The organism is Streptomyces sp. NPDC085460 (genome assembly GCF_044541975.1).
Lineage (GTDB): Bacteria > Actinomycetota > Actinomycetes > Streptomycetales > Streptomycetaceae > Streptomyces.
The window spans coordinates 276,369-292,271 of record NZ_JBITTO010000006.1; the positions used below are offsets into that span (position 1 = coordinate 276,369).

13 protein-coding genes are annotated in these 15,903 nt (G+C 72.7%); 6 read left to right on the top strand and 7 right to left on the bottom strand.

What is annotated here, in order from left to right:
* Positions 1–446: 446 nt before the first annotated feature.
* From ACIGHB_RS17630 to glgX, 3 genes are all read right to left on the bottom strand, one after another.
* Positions 447–2,312 carry an ABC transporter ATP-binding protein gene (locus ACIGHB_RS17630; protein WP_360310592.1) on the bottom strand — a complete coding sequence of 622 codons (1,866 nt, stop codon included), beginning with the start codon at positions 2,310–2,312 and terminating at the stop codon, positions 447–449.
* Positions 2,309–4,144, bottom strand: coding sequence for an ABC transporter ATP-binding protein (locus tag ACIGHB_RS17635; protein WP_399914018.1), 1,836 nt, complete (start codon positions 4,142–4,144; stop codon positions 2,309–2,311). The genes ACIGHB_RS17630 and ACIGHB_RS17635 overlap by 4 nt, the downstream gene beginning before the upstream one ends.
* 63 nt (positions 4,145–4,207) lie before the next feature.
* Positions 4,208–6,409, bottom strand: a complete 2,202-nt coding sequence (gene glgX / locus ACIGHB_RS17640) for a glycogen debranching protein GlgX (RefSeq protein ID WP_399914021.1) — start codon at positions 6,407–6,409, stop codon at positions 4,208–4,210.
* Positions 6,410–6,595: 186 nt separating this feature from the next.
* Here glgX and ACIGHB_RS17645 point away from each other — a divergent pair, with 186 nt between their 5' ends.
* The 4 genes from ACIGHB_RS17645 to ACIGHB_RS17660 all read left to right on the top strand — a co-directional run bounded on the left by ACIGHB_RS17645 (position 6,596) and on the right by ACIGHB_RS17660 (position 10,719).
* On the top strand, positions 6,596–7,813 hold the full coding sequence (locus ACIGHB_RS17645) for an Ig-like domain-containing protein (protein WP_360310586.1): 1,218 nt from the start codon (positions 6,596–6,598) through the stop codon (positions 7,811–7,813).
* A gap of 195 nt (positions 7,814–8,008) precedes the next feature.
* The gene (locus ACIGHB_RS17650) at positions 8,009–9,253 is read left to right on the top strand and encodes an Ig-like domain-containing protein (protein WP_399914025.1); all 1,245 of its coding nucleotides are present in this window, start codon (positions 8,009–8,011) and stop codon (positions 9,251–9,253) included.
* 82 nt (positions 9,254–9,335) lie between these two features.
* The gene (locus ACIGHB_RS17655; protein ID WP_360310582.1) at positions 9,336–10,103 is read left to right on the top strand and encodes an enoyl-CoA hydratase-related protein; all 768 of its coding nucleotides are present in this window, start codon (positions 9,336–9,338) and stop codon (positions 10,101–10,103) included.
* 115 nt (positions 10,104–10,218) lie between these two features.
* Positions 10,219–10,719 (top strand): ATP-binding protein, encoded by a 501-nt coding sequence (locus tag ACIGHB_RS17660; protein WP_360310580.1) that lies wholly within the window; start codon positions 10,219–10,221, stop codon positions 10,717–10,719.
* Positions 10,720–11,029: 310 nt separating this feature from the next.
* Here ACIGHB_RS17660 and ACIGHB_RS17665 read toward each other — a convergent pair whose 3' ends face one another.
* The gene (locus ACIGHB_RS17665; RefSeq protein ID WP_399914029.1) at positions 11,030–11,668 is read right to left on the bottom strand and encodes a GNAT family N-acetyltransferase; all 639 of its coding nucleotides are present in this window, start codon (positions 11,666–11,668) and stop codon (positions 11,030–11,032) included.
* A 75-nt stretch (positions 11,669–11,743) separates the two neighbouring features.
* Here ACIGHB_RS17665 and ACIGHB_RS17670 point away from each other — a divergent pair, with 75 nt between their 5' ends.
* Positions 11,744–11,959, top strand: coding sequence for an EF-hand domain-containing protein (locus tag ACIGHB_RS17670; RefSeq protein ID WP_015036303.1), 216 nt, complete (start codon positions 11,744–11,746; stop codon positions 11,957–11,959).
* An 88-nt stretch (positions 11,960–12,047) separates the two neighbouring features.
* On the opposite strand, the gene ACIGHB_RS17675 is transcribed toward ACIGHB_RS17670, so the two are convergent.
* Complete coding sequence (locus ACIGHB_RS17675) at positions 12,048–12,602, bottom strand: DUF7010 family protein (protein WP_399914032.1); 555 nt, start codon at positions 12,600–12,602, stop codon at positions 12,048–12,050.
* A 184-nt stretch (positions 12,603–12,786) separates the two neighbouring features.
* Between ACIGHB_RS17675 and ACIGHB_RS17680 the strand changes: the two genes are divergently transcribed.
* Positions 12,787–13,026, top strand: coding sequence for a hypothetical protein (locus ACIGHB_RS17680; RefSeq protein ID WP_360310574.1), 240 nt, complete (start codon positions 12,787–12,789; stop codon positions 13,024–13,026).
* Positions 13,027–13,090: 64 nt separating this feature from the next.
* Here ACIGHB_RS17680 and ACIGHB_RS17685 read toward each other — a convergent pair whose 3' ends face one another.
* Together ACIGHB_RS17685 and glyA are read right to left on the bottom strand one after the other, a co-directional pair.
* Positions 13,091–14,461 (bottom strand): L-serine ammonia-lyase, encoded by a 1,371-nt coding sequence (locus ACIGHB_RS17685; RefSeq protein WP_399914036.1) that lies wholly within the window; start codon positions 14,459–14,461, stop codon positions 13,091–13,093.
* Positions 14,462–14,621: 160 nt separating this feature from the next.
* Entirely contained in the window at positions 14,622–15,890 is a 1,269-nt protein-coding gene (glyA, locus tag ACIGHB_RS17690) for a serine hydroxymethyltransferase (protein WP_360310570.1), read from the bottom strand.
* Between the last annotated feature and the right edge of the window lie 13 nt (positions 15,891–15,903).

Below are 15,903 nucleotides of genomic sequence, written 5' to 3' on the forward strand. Positions count from 1 at the left end.
CGGCCGCTGGGTGGACGGGCCGGGCGGAGCAAGCAGAGCGATGACGCACGATCGGGTGAAGCGGCGAACGCGGTTGCGAGGAACCGGGGGAGAGACTGGCAGCTACCGGCGGTATCTGTCAGGAGCGCGTCAACAACTTGGCCGGAAGTCGTCCGCTGCGCGTACGGGCGTGTTCGTTAACCGAACGTTTCATCGATCATGAACGGCCGGTCATCCCCCGTTCTCCGTGCTGCGATCCCCTCGCGGCCACGGATCCGGACCACCACCCTCCGCCCCGCGTCCCGCCCTTCGGACACCGGCCGCCTTTACCGAACCGATGGCCGAAACCACTCGGCGTGAAGCCGGTGTTCCGCTCGGCGCCGGTGCGGCTTGCCCTCCGGCCGGCGGGGGAGCCGTTCCGGCGGACCCGTCCCGGCGGCCCGTCAGTCGCTCAGCCCGTCAGTCCGTCAGCCCGTCAGGGAGTCGCGCCAGGCGCGGTGGAGGTCCGCGTAGTGGCCCTCGCCGGTGATCAGGCCGGCGGGGGTGCCGTCCTCGACGACGCGGCCCGCGTCCATCACCAGGACCCGGTCCGCGACCTCGACCGTGGACAGGCGGTGGGCGATGACCACCGCCGTACGGCCCGCCAGGACCGTGTCCATCGCGTGCTGCACCGCCCGCTCGCCCGGCACGTCCAGCGAGCTCGTCGCCTCGTCCAGGATGAGGACCGCCGGGTCCGCGAGGAGCGCCCGCGCGAAGGCCACCAACTGGCGCTGCCCGGCCGAGATCCGGCCGCCCCGCTTCCGTACGTCGGTGTCGTAGCCGTCCGGCAGGCCCGCGATGAACTCGTGCGCGCCGATCGCCTTCGCCGCCCGCTCGATCTCCTCCCGGCTCGCGTCCGGACGCCCGATCGCGATGTTCTCCGCGACCGTCCCGGAGAACAGGAACGCCTCCTGCGTCACCATGACCACCCCGCGCCGCAGCTCCGCCGTCGCCAGCTCCCGCAGGTCCACGCCGTCGAGCAGCACCCGGCCCTCCGTCGGGTCGTAGAAGCGCGCCAGCAGCTTCGCCAGCGTCGACTTGCCCGCGCCGGTCGCCCCCACCACCGCCACCGTCTGCCCCGCCGGGATCCGCAGGGAGAAGCGGGGCAGCACCTCACCGCCCGTCCGGTAGGCGAACCGCACCCCCTCGAAGACCACCTCACGGCCCGGCGCCGCCCCGGCCCGCGCCGGCAGCCCGCGCGGAGCGGTCGCCTCCGGCACGCCCGGCTCCTGCGCGAGCAGCCCCGCGATCTTGGCCAGGGACGCCGCCGCCGACTCGTACGAGTTGAGGAACATCCCGAGCCGGTCGATCGGGTCGTACAGCCGCCGCACGTACAGCACCGCCGCCGCCAGCACGCCCAGCTCCAGCGAACCGTCCGCCACCCGGTAGGCGCCCCACAGGCACATCCCGGCCACCGCCGTGTTCGCCACGAGCCGCGAGCCCACCACGTAGCGGGCCATCTCCAGGAGCGCGTCGCCGTTGCTCCGCTCGTGCCGGTGGTTCAGCCCCGCGAACTCCGCGTCGTTCACCCGCTCCCGGCGGAACGCCCGCACCGGCCGGATCCCGTTCATCGTCTCCGCGAACTTCACGATCACCCCGGCGATCGCCGTCGACCGCTCCGCGTACACCGCGCCCGCCCGCCGCCGGTACATCCGCACCAGCAGGTACAGCGGACCGAACGAGGCCACCGCCACCGCCCCGATCCCCAGGTCCAGCCAGAGCAGCACCAGCGAGATCGACACGAACGACAGCACCACCCCGATCAGCTCCTGGAGCCCCTCCGACAGCAGCTCCCGCAGCGACTCCACGTCCGTCGTCGACCGCGAGATCAAGCGCCCCGAGGTGTACCGCTCGTGGAAGTCCACGCTCAGCACCTGCGCGTGCCGGAAGATCCGCCCCCGCAGGTCGAGCAGCGCGTCCTGGTTGATCCGCGCCGCACCCCGCACGAACACGTACTGGAGCGCCCCCGCGCCGAGCGCGCAGAGCAGGTACCCGGCCGCCACCGCGACCAGCGGGCCGTGGTCCCCGGCCCGGAAGGCCGGCACCCCCCGGTCGATCGCGTACGCCACGAGCAGCGGGCCCGCCTGGACCGCCGCCTCCTTCACCAGCAGCACCAGCGCCGCCACCGCCACCCGGAACCGGTGCGCGGCGAGCAGCGAACGCAGCAGCGCCCCGGTCGCCCCGCGCGGCGCCGGCAGATCGTCCCGGTCGAACGGGTCGCCGGGACCCGGCCCCTCCTCCCCGGCCGGCCGGACGGCCTCCTCCTCCGGCTGCGCGAGCGCGGTCTCCGTCATCGCTCCCCGTCTCCCGTCTCCACGTCCCCCTCGACACCGGCACCGACACCGGCGCCGGCCCCGCCCGACATCAGCCAGGCGTACTCGGCGCTGCTCCGCAGCAGTTCCTGATGGGTGCCGACCGCCGCGATCCGGCCGCCCGACAGCAGCGCCACCCGGTCGGCCAGCATCACCGTCGACGGCCGGTGCGCCACCACCAGCGCCGTCGTCTCCTTCAGCACCTCGCGCAGGGCCGCCTCCACCCGCGCCTCGGTGTGCACGTCCAGCGCCGACAGCGGGTCGTCGAGCACCAGGAACCGCGGCCGGCCGACCACCGCGCGGGCCAGCGCGAGCCGCTGCCGCTGACCGCCCGACAGGCTCAGCCCCTGCTCCCCGACCCGGGTCCCGGCGCCCTCCGGCAGCCGCCCGACGAAACCGTCCGCCTGCGCGATCCCGAGCGCCCGGTCCAGCTCCGGCCGCCCGGCGTCCGCGTCCGCGCCCATCAGCACGTTCTCCCCGACGCTCGCCGAGAACAGGGTCGGTTCCTCGAAGGCCACCGACACCAGGGTCCGCAGCCGCTCCCGCCCCATCAGCGCGATGTCCTCGCCGTCCAGCAGGATCCGGCCGCCGCTCGCCTCGTGCAGCCGCGGCACCAGCGCGGTCAGCGCCGTCTTGCCGGAGCCGGTCGCCCCGACCAGAGCCAGCGTCTCGCCCGGCCGCACGTGCAGGTCCACGCCGTCCAGCACGGGCGCCGCGCCCTCGGGCGCGTCGGGGAACCGGAAGGTCACGCCCTCGAACCGCAGCCCGTCCTGGGCCCCCGGCACCGCCGCGGGGGCGGGCGCGTCCCGCTCCTCCTCCGCGTCCATCACCTCGAAGTACCGCTCCGTCGCCGTCACCGCCTCCTGGCTCATCGCGAGCAGGAAGCCGATCGACTCCACCGGCCAGCGCAGCGCGAGCGCCGTCGCCAGGAAGGCCACCAGGGTGCCCGCCGAAAGCCCGCCGTCCGCGACCCGCACCGAGCCCAGCACGAGCGCGGCACCGATCGCCAGCTCCGGCAGGGCCGTCATCAGCGCCCAGAGCGTGGCCAGCAACCGCGCCTTGGACAGCTCCGTGGAGCGCAGCAGCCCCGCGAGCCGACGGAACGCCTCCGCCTGGCTGCGGTGCCTGCCGAAGCCCTTGACGATCCGGATGCCGAGGACGCTCTCCTCCACCACCGTCGTCAGATCGCCCACCTGGTCCTGGGCCCGCCGCGCCACCACCCCGTACCGCCGCTCGAAGTACGAGCACAGCACCACCACCGGCACCACGGGCGTCAGCAGCACGAGCCCGAGAGCCCAGTCCTGCGCCAGCAGCAGCACACAGCCCGCGAGGACGGTCACCGCGTTGACGACCAGGTACGTCAGCGGGAAGGCCAGGAACATCCGCAGGACCATCAGGTCCGTGGTGCCGCGCGACAGCAGCTGCCCGGACGCCCACCGGTCGTGGAAGGCGATCGGCAGCCGCTGGAGCCGCCCGTACAGGTCCTTCCGCATCCGCGCCTCCACCGAGGAGAGCGGCCGGGCCACCAGCCACCGGCGCAGACCGAAGAGCGCGGCCTCGGCGAAGCCGAGGAGCAGCAGGTACAGCGCCCCCAGCCACACCCCGCCCGGGTCCCGGTCCGCGACCGGCCCGTCCACCAGCCACTTCAGGACCAGCGGGATGACCAGCGACAGACAGGAGGCGACGACCGCGACGGCGGCGGCGGTGAGGAACCGCCCCCGCACGGGCCGGACGTACGGCCAGAGCCGCAGCAGCACCCGTACGGCCGAGCGGCGGGCGGGGGCGGATTCGGGAGGTGCGGGATTCTCGGGCATCAGGTCCGACCCTACGAGTCACCACTGACACCGCTCACCCGAATTACCGCCGCCCCACGGGCGTCACCCCGCCACCCTCAGCAGTACCACCGACCGCGCCCCCACCGGCAGCACCGCCCCGCCCCGGTGGAGCGTGCCCGGGGGCGCGGTCTGGTCGTCGAGGGCCGTGTCGAGGACCCGCTCGTAGGTCTGCGCCCAGGGCGCGCCGGGCAGCCGGAGGTCCAGCGGGGCCGGGCCGGCGTGCAGCACGGCGAGGAAGCTGTCGTCGAGCACCTGCTCGCCGCGCTCGTCCCGGCCCGGTATGTCCCGCCCCGACAGGTAGAGCGCCAGGGTGGCCGAGGGCGCGTACCAGTCCCGCTCGGTCATCTCGGTGCCGTCCGGGCCGAACCAGGCGAGGTCCCGCAGCCCGTCGGCGCCCTGCGGCCGGCCGGAGAAGAAGGCCCGGCGGCGCAGCACCGGATGGCGGTGGCGCAGGGCGAGCAGCCGTCGCGTCAGGGCGAGGAGCTGGGCGCGGCCGGGGTCCTCGGGCAGCGACCAGTCGAGCCAGCTGGTCTCGTTGTCCTGGCAGTAGGCGTTGTTGTTGCCGCCCTGGGTGCGGCCCATCTCGTCGCCCGCGACGAGCATCGGCACGCCGGTGGAGAGCAGCAGCGTGGTGAGGAGGTTGCGGAGCTGCCGCAGCCGGAGCGCGCCGATCTCCGGGTCGTCGGTCTCGCCCTCGGCGCCGCAGTTCCAGGAGCGGTTGTCGTGGGTGCCGTCCCGGTTGCCCTCGCCGTTGGCCTCGTTGTGCTTGCGCTCGTACGTCACCAGGTCGCGCAGGGTGAAGCCGTCGTGGGCGGTGACGAAGTTGACGGAGGCGTACGGGCGCCGGCCGCCCCAGGCGTAGAGGTCGCTGGAGCCGGAGAGGCGGTAGCCGAGGTCGCGCACGTCGGGCAGGGCGCCGCGCCAGAAGTCCCGTACGGCGTCCCGGTAGCGGTCGTTCCACTCGGTCCACAGCGGCGGGAAGGCGCCGACCTGGTAGCCGCCGTTGCCGACGTCCCACGGTTCGGCGATGAGCTTGACCCGGCGCAGCACGGGGTCCTGGGCGATGACGGCGAGGAACGGGGAGAGCATGTCGACGTCGTGCATCGAGCGGGCGAGGGCCGCCGCCAGGTCGAAGCGGAAGCCGTCGACGCCCATCTCGGTGACCCAGTAGCGCAGGGAGTCGGTGATGAGCCGGAGCACCTGCGGCTGGACGACGTGGAGGGTGTTGCCGCAGCCGGTGTAGTCGGCGTACCGGCGGGCGTCGGACTGGAGCCGGTAGTAGCCGCGGTTGTCGATGCCCTTGAGGGACAGGGTGGGGCCGAGCTCGCCCGCCTCCGCGGTGTGGTTGTAGACGACGTCGAGGATGACCTCGATGCCGGCCGCGTGCAGGGCCCTGACCATCCGCTTGAACTCGCCGACCTGCTGCCCGGCGGTGCCGGAGGAGGAGTAGCCGGCGTGCGGGGCGAAGTAGCCGATCGAGTTGTAGCCCCAGTAGTTGGTGAGGCCGCGGCGCAGCAGGTGGTCCTCGTGGGCGAACTGGTGGACCGGGAGGAGCTCGACCGCCGTGACCCCGAGCCGGACCAGGTGGTCGATGGCGGCCGGGTGGGCGAGCCCCGCGTAGGTGCCCCGCAGGTGTTCGGGGATGCCGGGGTGCCGGGCGGTGAAGCCCTTGACGTGCACCTCGTAGATGACGGAGTCCTGCCAGGGCGTCTTGGGCCTGCGGTCGTCGGACCAGTCGTCGTCGTCCAGGACGACGACGCCCTTGGGGACGTACGGGGCGGAGTCCCGCTCGTCGCGGACGGTGTCGGCGACGTGCTGCTGAGGCCAGTCCCGGACGTGCCCGTACACCTCGGCCGGCAGGGTGAAGTCGCCGTCGACGGCCCGCGCGTACGGGTCGAGGAGGAGCTTCGCCGGGTTCCAGCGGGCGCCCGTCCACGGGTCCCAGCGGCCGTGCACCCGGTAGCCGTACCGCTGCCCCGGGCCGGCGCCGGGCACGAAGCCGTGCCAGATCTCGTGGGTGAGCTCGGTCAGCGGCAGCCGGGTCTCGGTGCCGTCCGGCGCGAAGAGGCAGAGTTCCACCGCCTCCGCGCCGCCCGCCCACAGGGCGAAGTTGGTGCCCCGGGTCCCGTCGGGGCCGACCCGGCAGCGGGCCCCGAGCGGGGTGGGCGCCCCGGGCCACACCGGGGGCGCGGTCCGTTCCGGGGCATGCTCCGGTACCGCCTGCTGTTCGGCTGCGCTCGACACCGCCCTGGCCTCCCGCGGCTCCGGCGGGCCCGCGGCCGGGCCCGGGGCGTCCCGGCCCCGGCCCCGCGCGTCCTCCCGCACCCTCGTGTACTCCCGGTCGTCCCCCCTGTTCTGCCCGCGCGGCCGTCCCCCCAACATGGCCCGCGCGCACGTTTCCCCTGGAGGGGGGTCGTCGTTGGGCCACGCGTGACACGTGTATGGGAACGGGCCGGGCAACTCCTCGCGGTCGCGGGGCTCCTCGTGGGTCTCGCCGGCTGCACCGGATCGGACGGGGAAGGAGGCGTCGGCCTGGGGCTTCCGGGCAAGGCGCGGGCGCCCGGGGACGTGATCCGGGTGAGCCCGGAGGACGGCAGCCGGGCGGTGCCGCCGGAAGGACCCCTGGAGGTACGGGTGGACAGCGGGCGGCTCGAACGGGTGAGCGTGACCCAGGTGGCGGACGGGCGCCGCTCCGCCGTGGCCGGCGCCTTCACCGCCGACGGGCTGCGCTGGCGGCCCGCCGAGGGCACGCGGCTCGCGCTCGCCGCGAAGTACAGCGTGGACGCGGTGGCGCTCGACGCGCACGGGCGCCGTTCGGCCCGGCACACCACCTTCACCACGGTGGTGCCGGAGAGCCGCTTCATCGGCTACTTCACTCCGGAGAACCGTTCCACTGTCGGCGCCGGCATGATCGTCTCCTTCGGCTTCAACCGCCCGATCGAGAACCGGGCGGAGGTGGAGCGGGCGATCCGGGTCACCGCCGACCCGCCGGTGGAGGTCGTCGGCCACTGGTTCGGCAAGGAGCGGCTCGACTTCCGCCCGGCCCGGTACTGGGCGGCCGGCACCAAGGTGACCGTCGAGCTGGCGCTGCGGGACGTCGAGGGCGCCCCCGGCGTCTACGGCATCCAGCGCAAGACGGTCGGCTTCACGGTGGGCCGCTCCCAGGTCTCCCTGGTGGACGCCGCCGCGCACACCATGGAGGTGCGCCGGGACGGCAAGGTCCTGGCGACGCTGCCGATCACCGCCGGCGCGCCGAAGACCACCACGTACAACGGGAAGATGGTGGTGACCGAGCGGTACGACGTGACCCGGATGAACGGCGCCACGGTCGGCTTCGGCGGCGAGTACGACATCAAGGACGTGCCGCACGCCATGCGGCTCACCGAGTCCGGCACCTTCATCCACGGCAACTACTGGGCCGACGCGTCCACCTTCGGCTCGGCCAACGTCAGCCACGGCTGCGTGGGGCTGCGGGACGTGAAGGGCGGCGGCGCCGAGACCCCGGCGGGCTGGTTCTACGACCGGAGCCTCATCGGGGACGTCGTGGAGGTGGTCAACTCCCAGGACCGCGAGGTCGCTCCGGACAACGGTCTCGGCGGCTGGAACCTCGACTGGGAGGGCTGGAAGGCCGGATCCGCGCTCCGCTGACCCCGCCCTGGTCCCGGGGCCGGACGCGGGCACCTCCCCGCTCGCCTCCGGTCCCGCCCCGACTGGGACTGAACGGTGACATTCACGTGGAACTTTCGTGTCTTCCGGTGTGATTATCTAGCGCCGTGCGCGGGACGTGCGTACAGGGGGTGGGGCCCGGCCTGCGGCCGGGTCGTGCGAGGGGAGAAGACCATAGTGAACGGGCAGCCGATATCGGGGCGGTCGGCGCGGCGGCGGAGCCTCCGCCTCGGGGCCCTGGCGACGGGGGCGCTGCTGCTGGTGCTGACCGCCTGTGGCGGTGAGGAGCCGTCGAAGACCGCCGGCGGGGCCGGGGCGAAGGGCAACGGGCAGGGGACCGTGGCCCCCGACAACGCCGCCTCCCAGGCGGTCGTGACGATCCTGCCGAAGGACGGCGCCGACTCGGTCGCCACCAGCGGGGCCCTCAAGGTCTCCGCCGAGCAGGGCAAGCTGACGACCGTGACGGTCGCCGACTCCAAGGGCGGCGCGGTCGAGGGGAAGATCTCGGCGGACGGCGCGAGCTGGGAGCCGCTGGCCCATCTGTCGGCCGGCACGCAGTACAAGGTCCACGCGATCGCGAAGGACGCCGAGGGCCGCGAGTCGGCGAAGGACACCACCTTCACGACGCTGGTCCCGAAGAACACCTTCATCGGCCACTACACGCCGGAGGCCGACTCGACCGTCGGCGTCGGCATGCCGGTCTCCATCAACTTCACCCGGGGCATCACCGACCCCGAGGCCGTGGAGAGGGCCATCAAGGTGACGGCCGAGCCGGCCGTCGAGATCGAGGGCCACTGGTTCGGCAACGACCGCCTCGACTTCCGTCCCGAGGAGTACTGGAAGGCCGGCACGAAGGTCACCGTCGAGCTCAACCTGGACGGCGTCGAGGGCCGCCCGGGCGTCTACGGCAAGCAGAAGAAGTCGTACTCCTTCACCATCGGCCGCCGTCAGGTCTCCACGGTCGACGCGAGCGCCAAGACGATGAAGGTCGAGCGCGACGGCACGATCATCAAGACCCTGCCGATCACCGCGGGCGCCCCGTCCACGACCACGTACAACGGCCAGATGGTCATCAGCGAGAAGTACAAGGTGACCCGGATGAACGGCGCCACCGTGGGCTTCGGCGGCGAGTACGACATCAAGGACGTGCCGCACGCGATGCGCCTGTCCACCTCCGGCACCTTCGTGCACGGCAACTACTGGGCCCCGAAGTCCACCTTCGGCTCGCAGAACGTCAGCCACGGCTGCGTCGGCCTCTCGGACACCCGGGGCGCGGGCGACAGCTCCACGCCGGCCGCCTGGTTCTTCGACCGCTCGCTCATCGGTGACGTCGTCATCGTGAAGAACTCCAAGGACAAGCAGATCAAGCCGGAGAACGGCCTGAACGGCTGGAACATGTCCTGGGCGGAGTGGACCGCCTAGGTCCCCGCCGTCGCGGACGGGCCCGGTGCTGTGAGCAACAGCACCGGGCCCGTCCGCGTTAACGCGCACTAACCTCTCTCCCATGACTGTGAACCTCGAAGTCGCCGACGGCGTCGGCACGATCCGCCTCGACCGCCCGCCGATGAACGCCCTGGACATCGCCACCCAGGACCGGCTGCGCGAGCTGGCCCAGGAGGCCGGCGACCGCGACGACGTGCGAGCCGTCGTCCTCTACGGCGGCGAGAAGGTCTTCGCGGCCGGCGCGGACATCAAGGAGATGCAGGTCATGGACCACGTGGCCATGGTCGAGCGGTCGCGCGCGCTCCAGGACTCCTTCACCGCCGTCGCCCGCATCCCCAAGCCGGTCGTCGCCGCGATCACCGGGTACGCCCTCGGCGGCGGCTGCGAGCTCGCGCTCTGCGCCGACTACCGGATCGCCGCCGACAACGCGAAGCTCGGCCAGCCCGAGATCCTGCTCGGCCTGATCCCCGGCGCCGGCGGCACCCAGCGGCTCTCCCGCCTGGTCGGCCCGTCCAAGGCGAAGGACCTCATCTTCACCGGCCGGATGGTGCGCGCCGACGAGGCCCTCACGCTCGGCCTGGTCGACCGGGTCGTCCCGGCCGCCGAGGTGTACGAGCAGGCGCACGCCTGGGCCGCCAAGCTGGCGCAGGGCCCGGCGGTGGCGCTGCGGGCCGCCAAGGAGGCGATCGACCAGGGCCTGGAGGCCGACATCGACACCGGCCTCGCCCTCGAACGCACCTGGTTCTCCGCGCTGTTCGCCACCGCGGACCGCGAGACCGGCATGCGCAGCTTCGTCGAGGAGGGCCCCGGCAAGGCCAAGTTCGCCTGACCGGCCGCCGTCCGGACCGTCGTCCGACGGTCCGTCACGGCGACGCGCCGTCCCGCGGGGGCCATTCCACCGGAACGGCCCCCGCGGGCCGTCTCCGGCGGCCATGATGGGGGGCATGGCGGGCCTGGAGAGCAGGGAACAACCACGGCAGGGGAGTGTGCCCGCCGCACGGTGGGCACCGACCCCGGAGGACGAAGAGGCCCTCTCGGCGATGGACCGGTACGGCAACCCGGCGGAGGTCGACGTCCGCCTGCCGTCGCTGCCGGAGTCGGCCCGGATCGCCCGGCGGATGACCCAGCACGTGGTGCTCCGGCAGTGGGCGCTCGGCCCGACCCTCGCCGAGCACGCGGTCCTGCTCGTCTCCGAGCTGGTGGGGAACGCGGTCCGGCACACCGGCGCCCGGGTCTTCGCGCTCCGCGCCCAGCGGCGCCCCGGCCGGATCAGGATCGAGGTGCGCGACCCCTCGCGCGGCCTGCCCTGTCTGATGCCGGTGGGTGAGCTCGACGTCAGCGGACGGGGCCTCTTCCTCGTCGACAAGCTCTCCGACCGGTGGGGCGTGGACCTGGGGCCGCGCGGCAAGACGACCTGGTTCGAGATGCGGGTCACCGACCGCTGAACGCACGGAAGCCCCCGTGCGCCGTGGTGGGGCTGCTGGGGGCTTCCGTGTGATGCGCCGTGGACGGGGGGGGGTGTATCCACGGCCGCTTGGACGACCTGGCCCGGGTCAATGGGGGTCGTTCCCTCGACTATGACAGACGCCGGACCCATCGCCAAGTGCCTGTATCGCCATCAATACGGACATACCCCTACGTTTTAACTGTGAATCGTTGGTGACCTGCGGCACTTGCCTTGCAAACTGTGAATGGCTATGCGGTTCACCGATTGTTTCCCTCGATCATCCACATGCTGGACGCCCGTGCGCCCTTCTACCGGGCCGTGAGCAGGGCCTCCGACGCCACCGGGCGGTACCCCGCCGCCTGGAAGGTCCGCACGCTCCGCGCGTTCCCCGGCGACTGCTGCGCCCACACCACGGGGTCCGGCGTCAGATGGCGGGCCGCCGTGGCCAGCGCCCGCCCCAGACCTCGGTGGCGGACGCCCTCGTCCACCTCGATCGCCGCCTCCATCCGCCCGGCCACACCGCGCCCCAGGATCAGCACCCCGCCGTCCGCCGCCCACACCCGTACCTCGTCCCGGTACTTCAGGGCCCGCGCCACCCTGGGGTGCCCGGGGTCCTCGATCTCCCGCAGCTCCACCGGCGGAGGGCCCGGCAGGGCGTCGGCGACCGTCAGCAGGTCGATCGTGTTCATCCGCCGGCCGGTCCGAGTCATCAGCCGCACCAGGAAGCCCGGGTTCATGCTCGCCGCGAGCGGATCGCTCCCGGTGGCCGCGAGCTCCGCCCGTACCCACTCCGGGTCGACGTCGGCGAAGACCACCGAGTGGGCCGTGAAGGCCAGCACCCCGGCGTCCCGCCGGTCCGGCTGCGGCACCACCGTCGTCCCGCCGTCCATGGGCGGGAACTCCCCGCTCGCCGCCGCCTCCAGGATCCGTGTCACGTCACCGCTCATACCGCCATCATCGGACACCGCCGCGCCCGCTAATCTGACCACCGTCAAAGACAGCACCGAGAAGGGGCGGAAGCAGTGGCGGACATCGAGTCGGCACGCACGGCATTCAACCGGTACGACGTGGACGGGGACGGCTTCATCACCGCCGCGGAGTACAAGAGCGTCATGGCGCAGCTGGGTGACTTCAACGTCACCGAGACGGTCGCCGAGGCCCTCATCAAGCAGCGCGACGACAACGGCGACGGCCGCCTGTCGTGGGACGAGTTCTGGTCCCACCTCAGCAAGGCGTGACCCGGGCCTGACCGGCCCCGGCCCCGGGGCCGGGCGGCGCTCGCGAGCAGCCGCCGCCCGCCCCTCGGCCCCTGAGGGCCCCGGCGCGTCAGTCGCGCGCCACCAGCAGCGCGGTGCCCCACAGGGCCAGGGCCGCGGGAAGCGCCACGGCCGCCCGTACGGCCTCCGCCGACAGGCCGGCCGCCAGCAGGCCCGTGCCGATCGACGCGAGGGCCGTCAGGGCCGCCGCCAGCCATCCGTACTGGCGCTGGTCGTAGAGGCGGGCCAGCGGGAAGAAGTGCAGGCCGACGACGAGGCAGAGGCCGACCGGGATCCACTCCTGGCGCCCGGCCGCGTTCGAGGCCGCGATCACGGCGACGATCGCCGCGGCCTCGACCGCGTTGACGATCCCGACCCCCCGGTTCCACCGCTCAGGGAGCCGCACCGGACGGGTCACCTCGCGGGCCGTCCACCGGAACCCCGCGGCCAGCGTCCCGGCCACCAGCAGGGCCGCCGACACCCCGGCGACGACGAGCCCCGGCGCGGGCAGTCCCGAGCCGCCGGCGAGCGCCCACACCGCCGCGAAGACGGAGAGCACGACGATCCCGCGGCGGCGCAGGGTGCGGGTCAGAGTGGAACATTCGGCATCCGTGGTCATGGTCATGACCGGACCCTAGCGACGAATTCCGGCCTTCATCGGGGAATCCGGACATCCGTTCGGCGATTGGCCTAGACCTATTGCCGGAGAGGGGGCGCGCCGATACCTTTCCTCCTGGCTGCGCAGCCGGGACGAAACGCACGGCACCATCCCGCACCACATCGCATCGTTCATTTCAGGAGGACATGCCATGTACCGTCGCGTCGCCGCCGCCCTCGCCACCGCGGCCACCGCAGGAGCACTCGCCCTCGGCACCGCCGGCACCGCCGAGGCCGCGGGGCCGGGCTTCTACGCCCGCAGCCACCACGCCTCGTACGCCGAGTGCCAGGCCGCCGGCCAGGCCGGCGAGTGGATCTGGGGCAAGATCTACTTCTGCGAGCCCTTCCACCCCTCCCGCCCGGACGTCTACGTCCTCTGGGTCCGCTACTGACCCGAACGCCCGACGGCCGGCCCCGCGGGGGCGGGACCGGCCGTTCGTCGGGTGCGCGCCGGGCTCAGCACTCGATGATGTTCACCGCGAGACCGCCGCGCGCGGTCTCCTTGTACTTGACGCTCATGTCCGCGCCCGTCTCCTTCATGGTCTTGATGACCTTGTCGAGGGAGACCAGGTGGCTGCCGTCGCCGCGCATCGACATCTTCGCCGCCGTCACGGCCTTGACCGCCGCCATGCCGTTCCGCTCGATGCACGGGATCTGGACCAGGCCGCCCACGGGGTCGCAGGTCAGGCCCAGGTTGTGCTCCATGCCGATCTCCGCCGCGTTCTCCACCTGCTCGGGGGAGCCGCCCAGGACCTCGGCGAGGGCGCCCGCCGCCATCGAGCAGGCCGAGCCGACCTCGCCCTGGCAGCCGACCTCGGCGCCGGAGATCGACGCGTTCTCCTTGAAGAGCATGCCGACCGCGCCGGCCGCGAGCAGGAAGCGCACGATGCCGTCCTCGTCGGCGCCGGGCACGAAGTTCATGTAGTAGTGCAGGACGGCGGGGATGATGCCGGCCGCGCCGTTCGTCGGGGCGGTGACCACGCGCCCGCCCGCCGCGTTCTCCTCGTTCACCGCCATCGCGTAGAGGGTGATCCACTCCATCGCGTGCATGGCCGGGTCGCCCTCGGAGCGCAGCTTGCGGGCCAGCGTCGCGGCGCGGCGGCGGACCTTCAGGCCGCCGGGCAGGATGCCCTCGCGGGACATGCCGCGCGACACGCAGGACTGCATGACCCGCCAGATCTCCAGGAGGCCCGCCCGGATCTCGTCCTCGGTGCGCCACGCCTTCTCGTTCTCCAGCATCAGCGAGGAGATCGACAGACCGGTCTCCTTGGTGAGGCGGAGCAGCTCGTCGCCGGTGCGGAAGGGGTACTTCAGGACGGTGTCGTCCGGGATGATCGGGTTCTCGCCCGCCACCGCGTCCTCGTCCACGACGAAGCCGCCGCCGACGGAGTAGTACGTCTTCTCCAGGACGAGCGCGCCCTCGGCGTCGTACGCGAAGACCGTCATGCCGTTGGCGTGGTACGGGAGCGCCTTGCGCCGGTGCAGCACCAGGTCGGCGTCGAAGTCGAAGGGGATGTCGTGGGCGCCGAGCAGGTTGATCCGGCCGCTCGCCTTGATCCGCTCGAACTCGTCGTCGGCGTTCTCCACGTCGACCGTGCGGGGCGAGTTGCCCTCCAGGCCGAGCAGGACCGCCTTCGGGGTGCCGTGCCCGTGCCCGGTGGCGCCGAGCGAGCCGTACAGCTCCGCCCGGACCTTGGCCGTGCCCGCGAGCAGCCCCTCGTTCTTCAGCCGGCGGGCGAACATCCGGGCCGCGCGCATGGGGCCCACCGTGTGGGAGCTCGAAGGACCGATGCCGATCGAGAACAGATCGAAGACCGAGATGGCCACGGGAGGACTCCTTGTGGGGGCTAGACGCCGTTGTCTGCCGGGGTGGAGCAGAAAAGCGTGAGAGGTGACGACATGGGGCGGGGCACCGCGCCCACTGTCCAGTGTGCGCGGTGCCCCGGAACTTTCGAACGAACGAACCCAGGAACGAAAGCGTACGAAATTACTTCAGGCCGGGGTACAGCGGGTGCTTCTCGGCCAGAGCGGTCACGCGCGCCTTCAGGGACTCCGCCTTGTCCGCGTCGAAGCCCGGCTTCAGCGTCTCGGCGATGATGTCGGCGACCTCGGTGAAGTCCTCGGTGGTGAAGCCGCGGGTGGCGAGGGCCGGCGTGCCGATGCGCAGACCGGAGGTGACCATCGGCGGGCGCGGGTCGTTCGGAACGGCGTTCCGGTTGACCGTGATGCCCACCTCGTGGAGCCGGTCCTCGGCCTGCTGGCCGTCGAGCTCGGAGTCGCGCAGGTCCACCAGGACCAGGTGCACGTCCGTGCCGCCGGAGAGGACCGAGACGCCGTGCGCCGTGACGTCGTCGCGGACCAGGCGCTCGGCCAGGATCCGGGCGCCGTCCAGGGTGCGCTGCTGGCGCTCCTTGAACTCCTCCGAGGCCGCGACCTTGAAGGAGACGGCCTTGGCCGCGATCACGTGCTCCAGCGGGCCGCCCTGGAAGCCGGGGAAGACCGAGGAGTTCAGCTTCTTGGCGAACTCCTTCTTCGCCAGGATGATGCCGCCGCGCGGGCCGCCGAGCGTCTTGTGCGTGGTGGAGGTCACCACGTCCGCGTACTCGACCGGGTTCGGGTGCAGACCCGCCGCGACCAGGCCGGCGAAGTGGGCCATGTCGACCCACAGGTACGCCTCGACCTCGTCGGCGATCCGGCGGAACTCGGCGAAGTCCAGCTGACGCGGGTACGCCGACCAGCCGGCGATGATCACCTTCGGGCGGTGCTCCTTGGCGAGGCGCTCGACCTCGGCCATGTCGACCAGGCCGGCCTCGTCCACGTGGTACGCGACCACGTTGAACTGCTTGCCCGAGAAGTTCAGGCGCATGCCGTGGGTGAGGTGGCCGCCGTGCGCCAGGTCGAGACCGAGGATCGTGTCGCCCGGCTGGGCGATCGCGAAGAGCGCGGCCTGGTTGGCGGAGGCGCCGGAGTGCGGCTGCACGTTGGCGTACTCGGCGCCGAACAGGTCCTTGATCCGGTCGATCGCGATCTGCTCGGCCACGTCGACGTGCTCGCAGCCGCCGTAGTAGCGGCGGCCCGGGTAGCCCTCGGCGTACTTGTTGGTGAGGACGGAGCCCTGGGCCTCCATGACCGCGACCGGAGCGAAGTTCTCCGAGGCGATCATCTCGAGGGTGGACTGCTGGCGGCGGAGCTCGGCGTCGACGGCGGCGGCGACGTCCGGGTCCAGCTCGTGGAGGGGAGTGTTCAGAAGCGACATGAAGCGATCCCTA

What these genes read in the sequence shown, in the direction of transcription:
- ACIGHB_RS17630 (WP_360310592.1), bottom strand. Translation starts at nt 2,312, where the DNA reads ATGACGGAGACCGCGCTCGCGCAGCCGGAGGAGGAGGCCGTCCGGCCG.
- ACIGHB_RS17635 (WP_399914018.1), bottom strand. Translation starts at nt 4,144, where the DNA reads ATGCCCGAGAATCCCGCACCTCCCGAATCCGCCCCCGCCCGCCGCTCG.
- ACIGHB_RS17655 (WP_360310582.1), top strand. Translation starts at nt 9,336, where the DNA reads ATGACTGTGAACCTCGAAGTCGCCGACGGCGTCGGCACGATCCGCCTC.
- ACIGHB_RS17660 (WP_360310580.1), top strand. Translation starts at nt 10,219, where the DNA reads ATGGCGGGCCTGGAGAGCAGGGAACAACCACGGCAGGGGAGTGTGCCC.
- ACIGHB_RS17665 (WP_399914029.1), bottom strand. Translation starts at nt 11,668, where the DNA reads ATGAGCGGTGACGTGACACGGATCCTGGAGGCGGCGGCGAGCGGGGAG.
- ACIGHB_RS17675 (WP_399914032.1), bottom strand. Translation starts at nt 12,602, where the DNA reads ATGACCATGACCACGGATGCCGAATGTTCCACTCTGACCCGCACCCTG.
- ACIGHB_RS17680 (WP_360310574.1), top strand. Translation starts at nt 12,787, where the DNA reads ATGTACCGTCGCGTCGCCGCCGCCCTCGCCACCGCGGCCACCGCAGGA.
- glyA (WP_360310570.1), bottom strand. Translation starts at nt 15,890, where the DNA reads ATGTCGCTTCTGAACACTCCCCTCCACGAGCTGGACCCGGACGTCGCC.